Origin of the sequence: Amylibacter sp. IMCC11727, from assembly GCF_029854195.1 — a bacterium.
In the GTDB taxonomy this organism is placed as follows: domain Bacteria; phylum Pseudomonadota; class Alphaproteobacteria; order Rhodobacterales; family Rhodobacteraceae; genus Amylibacter.
Genome location: NZ_CP122960.1, coordinates 153,338 through 171,739, shown reverse-complemented (window position 1 = coordinate 171,739; position 18,402 = coordinate 153,338). Strand labels below are relative to the sequence as shown.

19 protein-coding genes are annotated in these 18,402 nt (G+C 53.3%); 12 read left to right on the top strand and 7 right to left on the bottom strand.

All coding sequences use genetic code 11. The annotated features are described in order from the left end of the window. Positions 1-13: 13 nt before the first annotated feature. Complete coding sequence (locus tag QBD29_RS00960) at positions 14-841, bottom strand: methyltransferase domain-containing protein (protein WP_280099470.1); 828 nt, start codon at positions 839-841, stop codon at positions 14-16. A 67-nt stretch (positions 842-908) separates the two neighbouring features. Between QBD29_RS00960 and QBD29_RS00955 the strand changes: the two genes are divergently transcribed. Genes QBD29_RS00955 through QBD29_RS00940 form a run of 4 tightly spaced genes read left to right on the top strand, consistent with a single transcriptional unit; the run spans position 909 to position 3,189 of the window. Then, entirely contained in the window at positions 909-1,622 is a 714-nt protein-coding gene (locus QBD29_RS00955) for a ComF family protein (protein WP_280099469.1), read from the top strand. Between the two features lie 39 nt (positions 1,623-1,661). Then, entirely contained in the window at positions 1,662-1,919 is a 258-nt protein-coding gene (grxC, locus tag QBD29_RS00950; RefSeq protein WP_280099468.1) for a glutaredoxin 3, read from the top strand. Next, positions 1,919-2,755 carry a carbon-nitrogen hydrolase family protein gene (locus QBD29_RS00945; RefSeq protein ID WP_280099467.1) on the top strand — a complete coding sequence of 279 codons (837 nt, stop codon included), beginning with the start codon at positions 1,919-1,921 and terminating at the stop codon, positions 2,753-2,755. Before grxC ends, QBD29_RS00945 begins: the two co-directional genes overlap by 1 nt. Next, a complete protein-coding gene (locus QBD29_RS00940) occupies positions 2,752-3,189 on the top strand; it encodes a transcriptional regulator (RefSeq protein WP_280099466.1) in 438 nt (145 codons plus the stop codon). The genes QBD29_RS00945 and QBD29_RS00940 overlap by 4 nt, the downstream gene beginning before the upstream one ends. Here the strand turns inward: QBD29_RS00940 and ubiG are convergent. Further along, the gene (ubiG, locus tag QBD29_RS00935) at positions 3,186-3,926 is read right to left on the bottom strand and encodes a bifunctional 2-polyprenyl-6-hydroxyphenol methylase/3-demethylubiquinol 3-O-methyltransferase UbiG (RefSeq protein WP_280099465.1); all 741 of its coding nucleotides are present in this window, start codon (positions 3,924-3,926) and stop codon (positions 3,186-3,188) included. The genes QBD29_RS00940 and ubiG overlap by 4 nt on opposite strands. 63 nt (positions 3,927-3,989) lie before the next feature. Here ubiG and pip point away from each other — a divergent pair, with 63 nt between their 5' ends. From pip to QBD29_RS00910, 5 genes are all read left to right on the top strand, one after another. Beyond that, entirely contained in the window at positions 3,990-4,955 is a 966-nt protein-coding gene (pip, locus tag QBD29_RS00930) for a prolyl aminopeptidase (protein ID WP_280099464.1), read from the top strand. 170 nt (positions 4,956-5,125) lie between these two features. Further along, entirely contained in the window at positions 5,126-6,127 is a 1,002-nt protein-coding gene (locus QBD29_RS00925) for an ABC transporter permease (protein WP_280099463.1), read from the top strand. A 10-nt stretch (positions 6,128-6,137) separates the two neighbouring features. After that, a complete protein-coding gene (locus QBD29_RS00920; protein ID WP_280099462.1) occupies positions 6,138-7,328 on the top strand; it encodes an ABC transporter permease in 1,191 nt (396 codons plus the stop codon). 4 nt (positions 7,329-7,332) lie between these two features. Beyond that, positions 7,333-8,985, top strand: a complete 1,653-nt coding sequence (locus QBD29_RS00915) for an ABC transporter ATP-binding protein (protein ID WP_280099461.1) — start codon at positions 7,333-7,335, stop codon at positions 8,983-8,985. 87 nt (positions 8,986-9,072) lie between these two features. Continuing rightward, a complete protein-coding gene (locus QBD29_RS00910; protein ID WP_280099460.1) occupies positions 9,073-10,632 on the top strand; it encodes an ABC transporter substrate-binding protein in 1,560 nt (519 codons plus the stop codon). 77 nt (positions 10,633-10,709) lie between these two features. Here the strand turns inward: QBD29_RS00910 and QBD29_RS00905 are convergent, their stop codons facing one another. The 4 genes from QBD29_RS00905 to QBD29_RS00890 form a co-directional block, all read right to left on the bottom strand. Continuing rightward, complete coding sequence (locus QBD29_RS00905) at positions 10,710-12,743, bottom strand: NADPH-dependent 2,4-dienoyl-CoA reductase (protein WP_280099459.1); 2,034 nt, start codon at positions 12,741-12,743, stop codon at positions 10,710-10,712. A 75-nt stretch (positions 12,744-12,818) separates the two neighbouring features. Continuing rightward, entirely contained in the window at positions 12,819-13,208 is a 390-nt protein-coding gene (locus QBD29_RS00900; protein WP_280099458.1) for a hypothetical protein, read from the bottom strand. 9 nt (positions 13,209-13,217) lie between these two features. Continuing rightward, the gene (locus QBD29_RS00895; protein WP_280099457.1) at positions 13,218-13,991 is read right to left on the bottom strand and encodes a DUF6478 family protein; all 774 of its coding nucleotides are present in this window, start codon (positions 13,989-13,991) and stop codon (positions 13,218-13,220) included. Between the two features lie 122 nt (positions 13,992-14,113). Continuing rightward, a complete protein-coding gene (locus tag QBD29_RS00890) occupies positions 14,114-14,770 on the bottom strand; it encodes a hypothetical protein (protein ID WP_280099456.1) in 657 nt (218 codons plus the stop codon). 65 nt (positions 14,771-14,835) lie between these two features. Here QBD29_RS00890 and QBD29_RS00885 point away from each other — a divergent pair, with 65 nt between their 5' ends. The 3 genes from QBD29_RS00885 to QBD29_RS00875 are packed head-to-tail and all read left to right on the top strand — an operon-like array spanning position 14,836 to position 18,020. Then, the gene (locus QBD29_RS00885) at positions 14,836-15,789 is read left to right on the top strand and encodes a CPBP family intramembrane metalloprotease (RefSeq protein WP_280099455.1); all 954 of its coding nucleotides are present in this window, start codon (positions 14,836-14,838) and stop codon (positions 15,787-15,789) included. Between the two features lie 27 nt (positions 15,790-15,816). Next, entirely contained in the window at positions 15,817-16,740 is a 924-nt protein-coding gene (gene accD / locus QBD29_RS00880; RefSeq protein WP_280099454.1) for an acetyl-CoA carboxylase, carboxyltransferase subunit beta, read from the top strand. A gap of 44 nt (positions 16,741-16,784) precedes the next feature. Next, complete coding sequence (locus QBD29_RS00875) at positions 16,785-18,020, top strand: folylpolyglutamate synthase/dihydrofolate synthase family protein (protein ID WP_280101007.1); 1,236 nt, start codon at positions 16,785-16,787, stop codon at positions 18,018-18,020. Positions 18,021-18,078: 58 nt separating this feature from the next. Here QBD29_RS00875 and trxA read toward each other — a convergent pair whose 3' ends face one another. Further along, the gene (gene trxA, locus QBD29_RS00870) at positions 18,079-18,399 is read right to left on the bottom strand and encodes a thioredoxin (RefSeq protein WP_280099453.1); all 321 of its coding nucleotides are present in this window, start codon (positions 18,397-18,399) and stop codon (positions 18,079-18,081) included. Positions 18,400-18,402 lie beyond the last annotated feature (3 nt).

Below are 18,402 nucleotides of genomic sequence, written 5' to 3'. Positions count from 1 at the left end.
AAGAGACAAAGGATCAAGCCTTTTCCCCGTCTTCACCCATTTCTGTCGCACCCAAGAAATCCGCCAACCGCGTGGTTGCCGATCCAGGCCGCAAGGGTTTTTGTTGTGTATCGCTCGGGGCCCAGCCTGTCAGAAAGGCCAATTCAAAGGTCGCCATCATGCGCCCGTCTTCACAAAAATTTTGCGCATAAACCTCGGCCATTTTTACAAACAGATCACGGCGCGTAAATCCTTTGCCCCGCGCGGTCATGGCATTCGCCTCCCCCATGGCACGCAGCTCACGCATCAAATGCCATGGCGTTTCATAAGCCACGCGCACGGGTTCAATATCGGCCACTGGCAATCCAAACCCCGCCCTTTGCAACAACGCCCCAAGTCCGCGCAGATCCGCCATCGGTGCAACTCGTGGGCTGATACCCCCCGAAATCGCAGCCTCGGCCTGCGTCAAGGATTGGCGCAATTCATCCAGCGTTTCACCTGCAAACATCACCGAAATCATCAACCCATCGGGGCGCAGCGCACGCCGCATTTGAATAAGCTGCCCAACAGGATCGTTCGACCAATGCAGCCCCAAACAATGCACGATCAGATCACAGCTTTCAGGCTCTAAATCCAACACGTCGGAATCAGGGATAAATCGGGGAAACACCCCCGTTTCCTTCGCCCAGAGCGGCCCCTGCCATCCAATGAAAACCGCATCCGTAAACGTTCTGTTAACGTCTTTCAGTCTCTCTGAAACTTCAGATGCAGCAAATTTATGTAAAAACAGCGCGTCTTCGTCACGGGCCCGCGCACGGTGCGCCGTCACAGCATGTGGATCAAAAAGAGCAGGTGTATCCATCGGGGTTTTCTCCTGAGCCACTGGTTACACCGAAGGATCGCGAAAGGAAAACACCATACGAACCGCGTTGCAAAAAATAATCCGATTTGCCTATCCCGCGCGGTGCTTATCCTGCGGCGATGATACGGAAATCGAAAGCATGTTGTGCCAATCCTGCTGGCCTGATGCCCATTTCATCGCGGGATCCGTGTGCAATGCTTGTGGTGTTCCTATCAAAGGCGAAGCGCAGGACGATGACCTGTGTGAAGCCTGTCACGCTGCCCCACCCATCTGGAAACAAGGTCGCGCCGTTGGCCTATACGAAGGGCCCATCCGCCGCATGACCATGGCCCTAAAACACGGCGACAGGCACGACATCGCCAAACATATGGGGCGTTGGATGCTGGCCAACGCTGGCCCTCTTATCAGCACAGAAACGACCCTTGTCCCCGTGCCACTACATTGGTCACGCATGTTGCGGCGCAGGTTCAATCAATCGGTTTTAATTGCCGATGCCATCGCCGCAGAACGAGCTATGCGCCATATCCCAGATGCGCTGCAACGTATCCGCGCCACGAAACCGCAAAAAAACATGTCGCGCAGTGAAAGATACGAAAACCAACGCTGCGCTTTGCGCGCCCACCCCAAAAGGCAAGATCAGATCAAAGGAAAACCAATTCTCCTGATCGACGACGTGATGACAACAGGCGCCACATTGTCCGCTTGTGCGGAGGCATGTTTACAGGCAGGTGCCGCATCTGTGAACGTTCTGGTCTTTGCTCGCGTTGCACGGCCCGAATAACTACATATATAAGGTGTCAAACGTCTAAGGATTGTCACAATGAAACAAGTCGAAATTTATACCACACCGATCTGTGGTTTTTGTTCTGCTGCCAAACGGCTGCTGAACGCGAAAAAGGTCCCGTTCCAAGAAACCAACGTCATGATCAACCCAGCTGCAAAGGCAGAAATGATCAAACGGGCCAACGGGGGCCGCACCGTGCCGCAGATTTTTATCGGCGGTAAACACGTGGGCGGTTGTGATGATTTGCACGCGCTGGAACGCTCTGGCAAGCTCGATAAACTGTTGGCAGGCTAATGCGCGTCGGGGTCATCCAACTCAACAGCGGTGATGACCCCACCGCAAACTTGCCTCATACCCAAACCCTGATCGCCGAGGCAGCAGCCAATGGCGCAACCTTTGTTGCCACGCCCGAGGTCACGAATATTGTGTCCACATCCCGTGCGCGTCAAAACGTGGTTCTGCAATTTCAAGCCGATGACCAAACGCTACAGGCGCTCCGCTCCCACGCGGCAAACTTAAAAATCTGGCTGTTGATCGGTTCTCTCGCATTAAAAACCGATGATCCAGAAGGCCGCTTTGCCAATCGGTCCTTTCTGATAAATCCGCAAGGCGACATCACCGCATCTTACGACAAAATCCACATGTTTGATGTGCAGGTCTCGGAAACCGAAACCTACCGTGAAAGCGCGGGATACCGTGCTGGAAAACATGCCGCCCTAACAAATCTGGAAAACGCAAATCTCGGCATGACCATCTGCTATGACATGCGCTTTCCTCACCTCTACCGCGCTCTTGCGCAGCGCGGGGCGGATATCCTTACCATGCCATCCGCTTTTTCCCCCGTCACTGGGGCGGCCCATTGGCACACTCTGTTGCGGGCCCGCGCCATTGAAACAGGCTGCTTTGTCATCGCACCCGCACAGACGGGTCAGCATGATATTTCCACAGGCAAACCCCGCGCCACCTATGGTCATTCCCTTGTGGTTGATCCGTGGGGGGCAATCCTTTTGGATGCTGGAACGGATGTGGGCGCACATGTCGTTGATTTGGACCTCGCTTCGGTGCAAACTGCGCGCAAACGCATTCCCGCGCTCACCCATGATCGCGCCTACAGAAAACCAAACCCGTGACAGACCAATCAGATTCCAATCTTGCCGTGGCCCTGTTTTCCGAACTGATCGCAGCGGATCAAGCGATCAAAGGTGTCCTATCGCGCCGCCTACCCAAAGGCATGGAAATGTCGCATTTTTCTGTCCTGACACATCTGAATCATGTGACCGAAACCTCCCCCGCGAAATTGGCACGCAGCTTTGCTCTGACCAAAGGGGCCATCACCAACACGCTTAAAAAATTGGAACTGGCGGGTTATATCCACATCCGCCCCGATTGGGATGATGCCCGCAAAAAACAAGTCTCCATCAGCGCCGCCGGCCGTGCCGCCCACGAACAGGCGCTCCTCTCACTCATGCCAGAATTTGAAAAAGTCGCGCAATCGCTAGGCGATCAAAAGATCAAAGCAATCCTTCCAACCCTACGCCAATTCCGCGGTACGTTGAAAAGCTAACGTTTCACACTGGCTGTCACGTAATTCACGCTCAGGTCTCGCGCTGAAATGGACCAGCTCCATGTGATCGGGTTAAACACAAACCCTTTGCGATCCACAGGCGTCAGACCAGCCGTTTCGATCAAATCATACAATTCATCTGGCGTGATAAACTTGCTCCATTCATGCGTGCCTTTGGGCAACCACCGCATCACGTATTCCGCGCCGATAATCCCCATCAGAAAACTCTTCGGATTTCGGTTTAGGGTGGAACAAATCATAATTCCGTTCGGTTTCAACAAGGTCTGACAGGCATTCAAATACGCCTGCGGATCGGCAACATGCTCCACCACTTCCATGTTCAAAACCGCATCAAACTGTTCACCAGCTTCGGCCAGCTCTTCTGCCGTCACATGACGGTAATCAATATCGAGCCCCATTTGCTCTGCATGTACCTTTGCCACTGGGATGTTCCCTGCCGCCGCATCCGCACCCACAACCGTTGCACCCAATCGCGCCATGGGTTCAGACAGCAAACCGCCGCCACACCCAATGTCCAGAATTCGCAACCCTTTCAGACTGTCGAGCGCATCGCGATCCCGCCCAAACTCGGCGGTCAGCTGATCCACAATATATTCTAAACGACAGGGATTCAGCATGTGCAACGGCTTGAATTTCCCGCTCTCATCCCACCATTCCGCGGCCATTGCTTCGAACTTTGCAATTTCGCCTGCATCTACTGTTGTTGGTCCCGCCATTGCGCTCACTTTCCCAAACTGCCACAGTTGGGCAACCCAACTAACGTTTTATATAGACCACACATGCGAAATTCCGAGAGCCAAATTGGCGCATCCCGTCCGCTTTATCCCGTGATCCAGCCTTACAACTATCGCATGATGGCGGTGACAGGAAACCATGTGCTTTATGTCGAAGAATGCGGAAACCCAAACGGCATCCCCGTTGTTGTGCTGCACGGCGGCCCAGGCGGCGGCTGTTCCCCTGGAATGCGGCGGTTTTTTCACCCTGATATCTACCGTGTGATCCTATTTGATCAGCGCGGCTGTGGCCGTTCCCGCCCACATGCTTCGATTACCGATAACACCACGTGGGATTTGGTCGCCGATATTGAGCATATCCGCAAGGAACTTGGCATCAACGATTGGATCGTGTTTGGCGGCTCTTGGGGGGCGACCCTTGCGCTGGTTTATGCAGAAACCCATCCAAACCGCGTTAAACACCTTGTCTTGCGCGGTGTCTTTATGATGACCCAAGCAGAACTGAAATGGTTCTACGGCGGTGGTGCAGCGGCGTTTTTTCCCGATGAATGGGATCACTTTGCAGGGCTGCTGCCCGCAGAAGAACAACACGACATTATCGAGGCCTACGCCCGAAGGCTCGAATCAGACAACGAAGACATTCAAATTCGATTTGCCCGCGCTTGGACGGAATGGGAAAGCGCGCTTGCCGCGCTCGAACAATCTCCAAACCGTGGCACTGTTCCAGCATCTTATGCACTGGCCTTTGCCAAGATCGAAAACCACTATTTCCGCAATGCAGGGTTCTTGCGCGAAGACGGACAAATCTTCAAAGACCTGCACAAAATTGAAAACATTCCAGGCTCCATTGTGCAGGGCCGATACGATATGATTTGCCCGCCGCATACGGCATTTCGCCTGCATGAACACTGGCCTGCATCACGCCTTATAACGATTCCGTCCGCTGGCCATTCCTTATCGGAACCAGGCATTTCATCAGCGCTTGTCACCATAATGGACGAACTTTCTTAGGTTTTTTCGCCTGAAAGAGTATCAATTTTTGAATTCTTGACGCGCTTTGCGGGCCATTTCGCAGATTTTTGGTCAACATACTTGCAAACTGAACCCAACCCCTTAACCTGATTTTGTCAGCACAAAAGTGCGACCAATAAAAAAGAACAAAATCAAATAGGGAGATAGGTGTGAATTCCGTACTAGGGATTATCCTCCAACGTCTAGGCCTTGGCCTTTTGACTCTGCTCGTCGTGTCCATCCTGATCTTTGCATCTGTAAATGCCCTTCCGGGCGACTTTGCCGAAGCGATCCTTGGACAAGGTGCAACCCCCGAAGCCGTCGCGGCAATTCGCGAAGACCTTGGTCTCAATAAACATCCCGTTGTGCGATATTTTGATTGGCTGGGCGGTGTTGTTACGGGCGATTTCGGAACCAGCTTTGCACAGGCCAACATGGCCAGCTTTGCAGGGGCTGATACGGGCAAAGGCGGGATCGAATCCGTCGCCGATCAAATGGCCCCACGCTTTAAGGCAACGCTGTTCCTTGCTGGAACTGCCGCAGTCATCGCCATTCCGCTCTCTCTGACCCTCGGCATCCTCGCTGCGCTGTATCGTAACTCCGCGTATGACCGCTTTATCAACGTCACCACCCTGTCAGCGATTTCGTCACCAGAGTTCTTCTTGGCTTACATCCTGATCCTGTTCTTGGCCTACCTGAACCCGATCCTGCCATCGCTCTCAAACTACAGTGTGGATTTGCCGTTCAACGAAAAACTCTACTACACACTCCTTCCCGCGCTCACGCTGACCCTCGCGGTGACCGCGCAGATGATGCGCATGACACGGGCCGCGATCATCAACCTGCTGGCCTCGCCGTACATCGAAATGGCTCGGCTCAAAGGGGTTTCTCCACTGCGCGTCATCCTTGTTCACGCCCTGCCAAACGCCCTTGCGCCGATCATCAACGTGATCGCACTGAACCTCGCTTATCTCATTACAGGCGTTGTGGTGATCGAAGTGGTCTTCGTTTACCCAGGCATTGGCCAGCTGTTTGTTGACAGTGTGAAAAACCGTGACATCCCGATTGTTCAAGCGTGTTGTCTGCTGTTCGCAGCCGTCTACATCCTCTTGAACTTGACCGCCGACATTATGTCGATCCTCTCCAACCCGCGCCTACGGCACCCAAAGTAAGGATCGCAACATGACAATACTTCTTCAAATCGTTGCATTTGTATTGGCCATCGGCGGCGCGGCATTTCTGCTCCGCTTAATTGGGCGCAAGGTTACTGGCAACACACCCTATTTCCGTGACATGTCCGCAGGTGTGGCCATCGGGTATGCGCTTGCCGCATTTGCAATCGCTTGGGTATTATACACCTACATTTGGAACTTTAGCAGTTGGTGGGCCAAAGACCCGACCGTGAACAAACTGTTCTTTTTCTACATCGCGATCCACGGGCTTATCATCTTTTCGGTCGCGGCGTTTTTGTTCCGCGGGCTGGGCCGCATGATCGGCACAGAAGGCACGAAAAAGGCCTTCCGCCAAATGCCCGTCACTGCGGCCTTTGGTATCCTCGTCATCATCCTTTACGCATTTGGTTCTATCTTCGCGGGTTGGATTGCGCCTTATGGCCAAGAAGAGGTTCTGAAATCAGCCAACCTCGCCCCAGGTGTTGACCCTGCGCACGTCCTTGGAACGGATCAGATTGGCCGTGATATTCTGTCTCGCCTGATCTACGGCGGTCGCAACACAGTTGGCATCGCTTTCATCACCACATGCCTCGCGTTCTTGATCGGTATCACGGGTGGATTTTTGGCCGCAATCAAAGGCGGCTGGATTGATCAAATCCTGTCGCGAACCGTTGATGCACTGATGGCCATTCCACAGCTCATCTTTGCACTTTTGCTGATGACAATCGCCACCGCTTGGGCGGGCAACAATGGCCTGATGGTTACGGTCTACATGATCCTTATCATCGCCGTTCTCGACAGCACGCGGGTCTTCCGCCTATCTCGGGCTGTTGGCTTAAACATCGTCGTCATGGACTATATCGAGGCTGCGAAACTGCGCGGCGAAACACTGCCTTATTTGGTGTTCAAAGAAATCCTGCCTAACGCTTATGCACCACTGCTTGCTGAATTTGGTCTGCGGTTCTGTTTTGTGTTCCTCACCATCGCATCCCTGTCTTTCCTTGGCATTGGTATCCAACCACCGCTGGCGGATTGGGGTACAATGGTGAAAGACCTCTCCACCTTCTTGGCCTACGCGGCATTCCTGCCCGTACAGGCGACCTTGCCTCTTATGGCGGCTGGGGCAATTGCGCTCCTGACCGTGGGTGTGAACTTTGTGGTGGATTGGATGCTGCACAAAACGTCAGGTTTGAAGGAGTAAGACCATGTCAGAAAAAGAAATCCTTCTCTCTGTGAAAAACCTCGAAATCGAAGGCCGCTCCGACGAAAAATGGAACCCCATTATCAACGGCGCATCCTTTGATCTGCACAAAGGCGAAGTCCTTGGCATGATCGGGGAATCAGGTGCAGGTAAATCCACCTTGGGCCTCGCGTCCATGGGCTTTACCCGCGATGGCTGTCGCATATGTGGCGGCAGTGCAGTGTTTGATGGCATCGACCTTGTCAAAGCAGACGCGGCCACCAAACGCGCTCTTCTTGGCAAACGCATCGCCTATGTTGCGCAATCCGCCGCCGCTAGCTTCAATCCTGCACACCGCCTGATTGATCAACACACCGAAGCCCCCACTCAACACGGCGTATCTTCAAAATCGGAATCCGAAGAAGATGCGATGGACCTCTACAATCGCCTGCGTCTGCCAAACCCGGATGAAATCGGCTTTCGTTACCCCCACCAAGTATCAGGCGGGCAATTGCAACGGGCGATGACCGCCATGGCCATGTCCTGCCGTCCTGATCTTATCATCTTTGACGAACCGACAACCGCACTCGACGTGACCACCCAGATCGAAGTGTTGGCTGCGATCCGTGATATTGTCGAACAGTTCAACACAGCGGCGATCTATATCACCCACGACCTTGCCGTTGTTGCGCAGATGTCCGATCGGATCAAAGTACTGCTGCGTGGTGACGAAGTAGAAGAAGCAGACACCCGCACAATGCTGTCCGACCCGAAAGAGGATTACACCAAATCCCTCTGGGCCGTTCGCAGCTTTCAACGCGAACCCAAGGTCCCAATTGCCATTCACAGCACACCGGTTGTCTCGCTGCAAAACGTGTCCGCCGCTTACGGCAAAATCCCTGTTCTGCACGACATCAGCTTTGACATTCACCCGGGTCGCACCGTGGCCGTTGTGGGTGAATCAGGCTCGGGTAAATCCACAGCCGCGCGCTGCATCACAGGTCTGTTGCCCCCGACCAAAGGCGTGATCCAATTTGACGGCGAAAGCCTGCCTTTGGACTACCGCAACAGAAACCGCAATCAACTGCGCCAAGCTCAAATGATCTATCAAATGGCGGATACCGCCCTGAACCCACGCAAAAAGATCGGTGAAATCATCGGGCGACCCGTTGAGTTTTACATGGGATTAAAAGGTGCAGAAAAACGCAAACGCGTTAACGAACTGTTGGAGCAGATCGAACTAGAGCCATCGAAATACATTGATCGTTTGCCGTCCGAACTGTCAGGCGGGCAAAAACAGCGTATCGGGATTGCCCGCGCCTTAGCCGCTGAACCTAAATTCATCATCTGCGACGAAGTCACCTCCGCGCTCGATCAATTGGTCGCCGAAGGTATCCTGCGTCTGCTGGCCGATTTGCAAGATACCCTCGGACTAAGCTATATGTTCATCACGCACGATTTGGCGACGGTCAAATCTATCGCGGACGAGGTGGTCGTAATGAAAGAAGGCAAAGTTGTTGAACAAGGTCCAAAGATCGACATGTTCCAACCGCCACACCATCCGTACACAGATTTGTTGCTGTCTTCTGTCCCAGAAATGGATCCAGATTGGCTGACAAACCTGCTCAATGAACGTGGTGTCGACAACATAGGAGACGCCGCCAGCGCGAAGATATAATCGCGCGTCAAAGAAATTTGAATGAGGGACCATTCCTTATCAAACGCTGGATGACCCAGCACTCTGTCAACAACTAGGGAGAATAGTATGACATTTAATATGAACCGACGTGGACTGCTTAAGGCTGGCGCTGCCGCTGGTTTTGTGGCTGCCACTGTTAAAACGGCTTCGGCTGCGGGCCATGGCCCGAAAAAAGGCGGCACGCTCCGTCTTGGCCTTGCTGGCGCGAACACATCCGACAGCTGGGATGGCCGCACGCACTCTGACAGCTTCATGATCGTTATGGCCCACGGCGCTGTATTTGATTGCTTGACAGAAATCGCTGCAGATGGCTCGCTCAAGGGCGAATTGGCAGAAAGCTGGGAGGCTTCCGCCGATGCGAAAACTTGGACATTCAATCTGCGCAAAGGCGTAACATTCCACAACGGTAAAGCATTTGGTGCAGATGACGTGATCGCGTCCCTGAACATGCACACAGCCGAAGGTGCGAAATCCGCTGCGAAACCAATCGTGTCATCTATTACAGAAATGAAAAAGATGTCCGATCACCAGATCGTCATGACACTGGCAGCCGGCAACGCCGACTTCCCGTATCTGCTGTCTGACTATCACATCCTGATGTATCCAGCAGGTGGCGAAGAAGAAGCGATTGCAAAAGGCATCGGCACAGGTCTCTACAAAGTAGAAAACTTCGACCCAGGTGTGCGCTGTTCACTGTCCCGCGTTGCGAACCACTACAAAGGCGACGAAGCAGGTCACTTTGACAGCATCGAAGCCATCGCGATCAACGATTCAAACGCACGTCAAACTGCGATGATGACTGGTCAGGTAGATGCGATTAACCGCGTCGATACCAAAGCCGAAGCGCTCTATAACGCGAACCCGAACGTTGAAATCTTCGAAGTGACAGGCAACCAGCATTACACATTGCCAATGCTGACAAACGTCGCTCCGTTCGATCAACTCGAAGTGCGTAAAGCGCTGAAGCACGCCATCAACCGTCAGGAAATGGTAGACAAGATCCTGCTCGGCCATGGTGCGGTTGGCAACGATCACCCAATTGGTCCAGCGAACCAGTACTATGCGGCTGACCTGCCACAGAACGACTACGATCCTGAAAAAGCCAAATCCATGCTGAAGAAAGCTGGCTTGGACGGCCTCAAAGTGGACCTCTCCGCTGCAAACGCCGCCTTCCCAGGCGCAATTGACGCGGCTCAGCTGTATCAGGCATCTGCCAAAGCAGCTGGCATCGAAATCAACGTGGTGCAAGAGCCAGATGATGGCTACTGGTCTAACGTATGGCTGAAAAAGCCATGGTGTGCCTGCTACTGGTCCGGTCGTGCGACCGAAGATTGGATGTTCTCAACAGCCTACGAAACTGGTGTGCCTTGGAACGACACGTTCTGGGAAAATGCCCGCTTCCAAGAGCTGCTGATCACAGCACGTGCCGAGCTTGACAGCGGCAAACGAAAAGACATGTACACAGAAATGCAAATGCTCTGCTCCACAGAGGGCGGCACAGTTGTACCTATGTACGCAAACTACGTCGATGCGCACTCAACCAAGCTCAAGCACGCAGAGCAAGTTGGCAACAACTTCCAAATGGATGGTTCCCGCCTCTGCGAACGCTGGTGGTTCGACGCATAGGCGTCAGCGACATATCAAAAGAAAGGGCGCTCCATCGGGGCGCCCTTTTTGGTTTCAATGTTCCCCAAATACCTAGATCAGAACCCAGCCGCCAACCGCGACCCCTGATTGATCGCCCGTTTCGCGTCCAACTCCGCCGCAACATCCGCGCCACCGATCACGTGACAGGACACGCCCTTGGCTTCCAGATCATCCGCCAGCGAACGGTTAGACACCTGACCCGCACACAGCACCACCGTATCGCATTCAATCACCTTCGGGTTTTCGCGGCCCTCGCCAAACGATACATGCAGCCCCTCGCTGCTGATCTTCTCATAGTTCACGCCAGCAACCATCTCGACATTTTTCATGGCCAGTGCAGAGCGGTGAATCCACCCCGTCGTCTTCCCCAATCCCTTGCCGAGCTTGCTCGCCTTGCGCTGCAACAATGTTACCTGCCGCGCGGGCGCTTCGGGTTGCGCGCCTTTGGCCGCCAAGCCCCCGCGCGTGTCGGATGGATCACCCACGCCCCACTCACGTTTCCACAGTTCCAAATCCTCGGTCGGGCTTTCGCCTTCGTGAACCAGAAACTCGGACACATCAAAGCCAATGCCACCCGCACCAATCACAGCCACACGTTTGCCGACCTCGGCCTTGTCGCGCAGCACGTCGATGTAGCTCACCACATTCGGCCCGTCTTGCCCGTCAATCTGTGGATCACGCGGCGTTACGCCTGTGGCAATCACCACCTCGTCAAATCCACCCAGATCATCCGCAGACACAAAGGTGTTCAGCCGCAAATCAATGCCCAACCGTTCAACTTCGTTCCTGTAATAGTCCACAAGTCCCCAAAACTCTTCTTTTCCAGGCACTTGCTTGGCCATATTCAACTGGCCACCCACCTCTGATGCCCCATCAAACACTGTCACCTTATGCCCTCGTTCTGCCGCCACCAGCGCCGTGGACAGGCCTGCAGGCCCTGCACCAACAATCGCCACTGATTTTGCGGTCGCTGCGGGATCATAGGTCAATTCTGTTTCAGAACAGGCACGCGGGTTCACCAAACAGCTGGTCAATTTCATCGAAAACGTATGATCCAAACACGCCTGATTACACGCAATACATGGTGCAATCTGTTGCGCTTTGCCGTTCGCCACTTTGTTCACAAAATCCGCATCTGCCAAAAACGGCCGCGCCATAGACACCATATCGGCCCGTCCATCGGACAGCACCTCTTCGGCCACATCAGGCGTGTTAATACGGTTCGACGTCACCACAGGGATGCTAACTTCCCCCATCAACTTTTTCGTCACCCAGCTGAACGCTGCGCGTGGCACACTTGTTGCAATCGTCGGAATTCGCGCTTCATGCCAGCCAATCCCCGTATTGATGATCGTCGCGCCCGCCGCCTCAACCGCTTTGGCCAGCTGCACAACCTCTTCCCAAGTGGAGCCATTAGGCACCAAATCAATCATCGACAAGCGGTAAATGATTATGAAATCCGTCCCAACCGCCTCACGCGTGCGGCGAACAACCTCCACAGGCAGGCGCATACGGTTTTCATAAGATCCACCCCACTCATCCGTCCGCTTGTTGGTGTGCGTGACAAGGAATTGGTTCAGGAAATACCCTTCTGATCCCATAATCTCGACCCCATCATACCCTGCTTTTTGTGCCTTCTCAGCACAGGCCACGATGTCCGAAATTTGCTTTTCAATCCCCTCCGCATCCAACTCCGCAGGGGGAAACGGTGAAATCGGTGATTTCACAGGGGATGGGGCCACACATTTCGGGGAATAGGCATAGCGCCCCGCATGCAAAATCTGCATCGCGATCTTGCCACCCGCGTTATGCACACGATCCGTTACCACCTTATGATCCGCGATATCCTTGTCGGTTTGCATCCCAGATGCACCAGGCAAAACGCCACCTTCTTCGTTTGGGGCGATCCCGCCCGTCACCATCAACGCCACGCCACCGCGCGCCCGTTCGGCGTAATATTCTGCCACACGATTCCAATCGCCTGTTTCTTCCAAACCTGTGTGCATCGAGCCCATCAAAACGCGGTTCGGCAAGGTTGTGAAACCCAAATCAAGCGGCGCGAGCATATGAGGATAAAGAGATTGTGACATGTGGCAAACCCAGCTGAATGTTCCGTTCCACTCACCTTACTTTACGTTTACGTAAAGATCATCAAAAACGTAACGTTACCCGCCGAGCGTTTCGATACAATGCCGACGAAACGCCCGTTTCACCATATCTAATTCTTCGCGCAACAGCTGAATTTCCGCGCGCAGGTCTTCTTCCAACGGCTCCCCTGTAATCACAGAAAACCGATCCAGAATTTCCGTCTGCCCTTCGAACACAAACAAAAATGTCTGTACGCCATCCATCAGAAATTCCTGTGGAATCTGCGCGTTTACTTCCCAATTGTCCCCATCCGTCCCAACAGGGGTCACGGTCACTTCGCCAACCACATTGCCTAGATGGATCATCTCCAGCGATGGCGTCGGGTTCCCTTTCCCACGTGCGCGCAAAATCCCCACATATTTGCCGCCGATGATGTGCTTTTTGTTTAGGCGAAACTTAACAGCCATCTTTACCCCTTAAATCGACGCGCGCGGACGACGGATCATCGTCACGTCACGAATCGTTACCTGATTCATGGATGGACCTTCAAAAATCAGATCAATCCACATGCTATCCCCGCGCGCTTCGTCGAACTGCGTGTAATACATGTCAAACTCCACCCAGATATTGCGCTGCGCCATGTCCAATTCGCGCACGACTTGTTCGGTGTTTGGCCCGTGCCGAATGTTCAATCGCGCAAACATCTCTTGTGGCCGTTCACTATCTACAATCATATCGAGCCGCAGGATATGAGTCCGTTTCAGCCCCTCAACCGCATTCTTTGGCATTTCAATCGCCAAAGACAGAAACGACCCGTCAAAATTGAAAACATCCATGCGTAACCCAAAGGGCGCAAAATCGTCTTCGTTGGTGTTGCGCACCTGCCGAAATGACAACTCTGACTCAGTGCAATCATGAAAAATCGTAACTTCGGACCCGATCTTTTGTTTTGTATCAACGGCCGCAATTCCTGACGGATACACAGGCCCTGCCCAGGCTTGCGGTCGATGTGCCCATTCGGTGCGTGGCGGTTTGCGAATGGCATTAGATCCAATCACGGGCAACGTCAGACGTGACACGGCAACATGGTTGATTGCATCAATGCGGCGGCGCACTTGATTGGCGCGGCGGCGCAGCTCCCGCAATTCTGACAGCGGCATTTCACGGGCTTTGTCACTACCACCTGTCCACTGCCGCAATTGCCTGCGATAGCGAAAGTCGTCAAGGATTGCGCGCACTCTGTCTAGCATGTGGAAAGGGTCTTCGGCTTAGGTCTGTCATTTAGATACTTAAATTAGTGCCGATATGGAAACAATACACTGCACTCAGATGAATTATTCGAAAATAGAAACAATTTTGCCGTTTCTCAGTGTCAGTTAAGGCTCTTAATCCGCAGCGCTACGGCTTCCATGTGTGCAAAAACCTGTCCGTCCGTCATCTTGTCGTCCAAGAAATTCACAACACTCACAGACACTAAACGATCCTTCACAACCATGAATGCCCGCCACTGATCATTCGTTGTATCAGGGATCACAGGCCCATCCGCATCCGTTGTGTGAACATAATAAACACCATCGTCTTGCATTGTACCAAGCAGTGTCAGGCTTTCAGGTTTGGCTCTGCGGCTCAATGCGGTGCGCCCCGCATCCGATTGGAAATAGGCTTCAAGTTCACGGGTATTGATCGCATCCATCATACCTTGATCTGCAAGAACATTGACCAATATCAATCCCTTAGCAAGACTACCTTCATCCAATGGATCACAAGGAACAAGCACCACAAATGCACCTGTTGCAGTAAATCGGCTTTGCCGATCATTGAAACAATAATCCGCCGCCCGCCCAAGGGTCAGTTTCTGGCCATTCACCGTCACAACCTTCGTATCGGCATCCACATTCGCCTCGGATGTCGCCGCCAGATTCTCTGCCCCGACACATCCGCTCAACCCCAGTGCAACGCAGGTCAAAACGGCGAGTTTTGACAGGTTCTTTGGCTGCTCTTTCGCCAAATCTATCATCTTGCTGATCACGGTTGCACCCCTTAAACCCTTTCCAACAGCGTCACACTATTGGCGCGGGGCAAGGGATACAGCAGATGTTGCCGAAAATGAATGAAAAATTTGCGGCATTCGTCGAACCAGCACGCCACACTCGTGGTGGCCTACGATTGGCTTTGGCGTTGATTCTCTTGATGCTATTCTATGCGGTTCTGACGTTTCAAATCATACTCGTCTTTGTTGGCCTTGATGTAGTGCAGTCTGGCGAGTCCTTCTCTGGCTCAATGGCCGCATTGATGAAAGGTTTCGAAGATCCCGACACGCCTTTCCAAATGATCGTCGTCCTATGTACCTTTTTTGCAATGCTGGGCGCCGTGTGGCTTGTAACGCTGATCTTCCGCCGCCAAGGTTTGCGCGTTCTTATCGGCCCAGGCGCGGTTTTACGAAATTTCGGCATCGCCTGCCTTATCATGCTGCCTATTATCGTGATCGGCGTTGGCTTTGGTATACTGTCAGGGGACGCCCGCCCAAATCTTTCCTTTGGCACGTGGCTATTGTGGATGATCCCTGCTCTCCCACTCCTCCTTATTCAAGTGTCTTCCGAAGAGCTGATTTTTCGCGGCTATCTCATGCAAGAACTTGCTGCACGATTTAAGGCGCGTTGGGTCTGGTTCTTTATCCCAGCGATCATTTTTGGCTTTCTCCACTATGACCCCACCCGCATGGGATCAAACGCGCTGCTGATTGTGGCCATCACAACCTTCTTTGGTATCATCGCCGCAGACGTTACCGTGCGCACAGGAAACCTTGGCGCGGCCATTGGCTTACATTTTATGAACAACCTTCAGGCCATGCTGCTTCTGTCGTTGGATGGCACGCTCAACGGCCTATCGCTTTTTGTCACCTACACCCACGTTTCTGACCAAGCAATCGTGCGCACCATGCTGTTGTCGAGCCTTGCTTATCTGACAGTCATTTATGTGATTTACCTCTTCATTATGCGGCGGCGTGAACGCCAATTATTGCAATCAGACGCCACCCCCTTTACATAAGAACAGCACGCAAATCAGGACGACTCTATGAACTGGATTTCCAACTACGTTCGCCCACGGATCAACTCGATTTTTTCTCGGCGCGAAGTCCCAGACAACCTTTGGACCAAGTGTACCGAATGTGACACGATGTTGTTCCACCGTGAACTGATTGACAGCTTGAACGTTTGCTCAAACTGTAATCATCACATGCACATCACACCGCGCGATCGGTTCCATTCCTTGTTTGATGGTGGCCTGTTCACAGAAATCGACGTGCCTGAACCAAACGCTGACCCGCTCAGCTTTCGCGATCAGAAAAAATACCCTGAACGCATGAAAACCGCGATCAAAAACACTGGCGAAAAAGAAGCAATGCTCGTCGCCATCGGCGACATGGGCCGCACCAAAGTTGTGGCCGCCGCGCAGGATTTCTCTTTCATGGGTGGCTCCATGGGTATGTATGTGGGCAATGCGATCATTGCCGCCGCTGAAACAGCCGTGAAACAGAAATGCCCCATGATCCTATTTTCCGCTGCAGGGGGCGCTCGCATGCAAGAAGGCATCCTATCCTTGATGCAAATGCCTCGCACCACAGTGGCTGTCGAAATGCTCAAAGAAGCGGGCCTTCCCTATATCGTGGTTCTCACGCATCCGACCACAGGGGGCGTCACCGCGTCTTATGCGATGCTTGGTGATGTGCAAATCGCCGAACCCAACGCGCTTATCTGTTTCGCAGGCCCACGCGTTATCGAACAGACCATCCGCGAAAAATTGCCCGAAGGGTTCCAGCGCGCGGAATATCTGCTCGATCATGGGATGCTTGACCGCGTGACCCACCGCAAAGACATGCGCAACGAACTCATCACCATCACCCGCATGTTGATGAAACAGGATCCAGCAATCGCAGCAGATTTGCCCGCTCCCGTTCCCGCCCAAGATGGTGCCGAGTTTGAGGACGCGAAAAAGTGACCAACGAAAATTCGGCCCACAGTGACGTCATCCTTGAACGGCTGATGGACCTCCACCCCAAGGTTATTGATCTGAGCTTGGATCGAACCGAACGTTTGCTGTCAAAGCTCGGCAATCCTGAACGCCGCGTTCCGGCTGTGATCCACGTGGCGGGGACAAACGGCAAAGGCTCGACACAATCCATGATCCGTGCGGGGCTCGAATCCGATGGTCACGCCGTTCATGCCTATACCTCTCCGCATTTGGCACGGTTTCACGAACGTATTCGTCTGGCAGGGGAACTGATCCGCGAAGACGACCTCATTGAACTCCTCGAACTTTGTGAAACCACCAATGCGGGCGAACCGATCACTTATTTCGAAATCACCACCTGTGCTGCGATCCAGGCTTTTGCGAACACACCCGCGGATTACACTTTGATGGAGGTCGGTCTCGGTGGCCGCGTGGACACCACAAACGTGTTCCGCAAACCCGAACTCTGCGTCATCACACCTGTGTCGATGGATCATACCCAATTCTTGGGTGACACACTGGCAAAGATCGCCTTTGAAAAAGCAGGCATTCTCAAACGCAATACCTTCTGCGTTGTGGGCCCCCAAGAAGAAGAAGCCCTAGAAGTCATAGAACAGCAAGCCTCCAAAGTTGGCGCAACGCTAAAAATTTACGGCCAGCATTGGCACGTATGGGAAGAAAACGGCCGCTTGATGTTCCAAGATGAAAACGGCTTATGGGATTTGCCTTTGCCTGCCCTGATTGGCGCGCATCAGGTGCAAAACGCCGGCGCTGCCATCATGGCGCTGCGTATGCTCGGCAAGTCCGAAGATGCCGCCATTGATGCCATGTTGAACGCCGAATGGCCTGCCCGTCTGCAACACTTAAAAACGGGTCCGCTGGTGGATGCAGCTGGCTCTGCTGAACTGTGGCTTGACGGTGGGCACAACGCCGCCGCTGGCGATGCCTTGTCCGAAGCATTGGAACGCCTGTCACCGCGCCCATTGCACATGGTCACAGGCATGCTGAACACCAAAGACGTAACGGGTTACCTCAAACCGCTCGCCAAAAATGCGGTAACGCTCCACGGTGTTTCCATCCCCGAAGAAATCAACACGCTCTCTGCCGAAGAAACCGTTGCTGCCGCCAAATCGGTTGGAATGGATGCTCACGTGGCCGACGATGTTGTTGCCGCAATCAGGACGATAACGGCGAAGGACCCTAATGCCCGTATCCTCATCTGCGGCTCGCTCTATCTCGCGGGCAACGTCCTGCGCGACAACGGCTAAAGCCTAAAACAGAAAAGGGCCCCCGAAGGAGCCCTAAATCTGTAATTTTGCAATGCGCTTAGATGTTCTCGTTGATCCAACCTTGGATCGCCGCCTTTGGGGCCGCGCCAGTTTTGTTAGATGTAACCGCGCCGTCCTTGACCAAGAACAACGCTGGGATGCCACGAACACCAAATTGCGCTGGAGAATTTGGATTTTCATCCACATTCACTTTTACAATTTTCACCTTACCAGCCATCTCATCGGACAGCTCTTCAAGGGATGGGCCGATTTGCTTACAAGGGCCACACCATTCTGCCCAAAAATCCACAACCACTGGAATGTCAGAGTTGGTGACTTCTTCTGCAAAAGTCGCGTCTGTTACTGATACTGTTGCCATTTT

Coding starts and splice junctions, on each gene's coding strand:
- QBD29_RS00960 (WP_280099470.1), bottom strand. CDS start 841: ATGGATACACCTGCTCTTTTTGATCCACATGCTGTGACGGCGCACCGT.
- grxC (WP_280099468.1), top strand. CDS start 1,662: ATGAAACAAGTCGAAATTTATACCACACCGATCTGTGGTTTTTGTTCT.
- QBD29_RS00945 (WP_280099467.1), top strand. CDS start 1,919: ATGCGCGTCGGGGTCATCCAACTCAACAGCGGTGATGACCCCACCGCA.
- ubiG (WP_280099465.1), bottom strand. CDS start 3,926: ATGGCGGGACCAACAACAGTAGATGCAGGCGAAATTGCAAAGTTCGAA.
- pip (WP_280099464.1), top strand. CDS start 3,990: ATGCGAAATTCCGAGAGCCAAATTGGCGCATCCCGTCCGCTTTATCCC.
- QBD29_RS00920 (WP_280099462.1), top strand. CDS start 6,138: ATGACAATACTTCTTCAAATCGTTGCATTTGTATTGGCCATCGGCGGC.
- QBD29_RS00915 (WP_280099461.1), top strand. CDS start 7,333: ATGTCAGAAAAAGAAATCCTTCTCTCTGTGAAAAACCTCGAAATCGAA.
- QBD29_RS00910 (WP_280099460.1), top strand. CDS start 9,073: ATGACATTTAATATGAACCGACGTGGACTGCTTAAGGCTGGCGCTGCC.
- QBD29_RS00905 (WP_280099459.1), bottom strand. CDS start 12,743: ATGTCACAATCTCTTTATCCTCATATGCTCGCGCCGCTTGATTTGGGT.
- QBD29_RS00900 (WP_280099458.1), bottom strand. CDS start 13,208: ATGGCTGTTAAGTTTCGCCTAAACAAAAAGCACATCATCGGCGGCAAA.
- QBD29_RS00895 (WP_280099457.1), bottom strand. CDS start 13,991: ATGCTAGACAGAGTGCGCGCAATCCTTGACGACTTTCGCTATCGCAGG.
- QBD29_RS00885 (WP_280099455.1), top strand. CDS start 14,836: ATGTTGCCGAAAATGAATGAAAAATTTGCGGCATTCGTCGAACCAGCA.
- accD (WP_280099454.1), top strand. CDS start 15,817: ATGAACTGGATTTCCAACTACGTTCGCCCACGGATCAACTCGATTTTT.
- QBD29_RS00875 (WP_280101007.1), top strand. CDS start 16,785: ATGGACCTCCACCCCAAGGTTATTGATCTGAGCTTGGATCGAACCGAA.
- trxA (WP_280099453.1), bottom strand. CDS start 18,399: ATGGCAACAGTATCAGTAACAGACGCGACTTTTGCAGAAGAAGTCACC.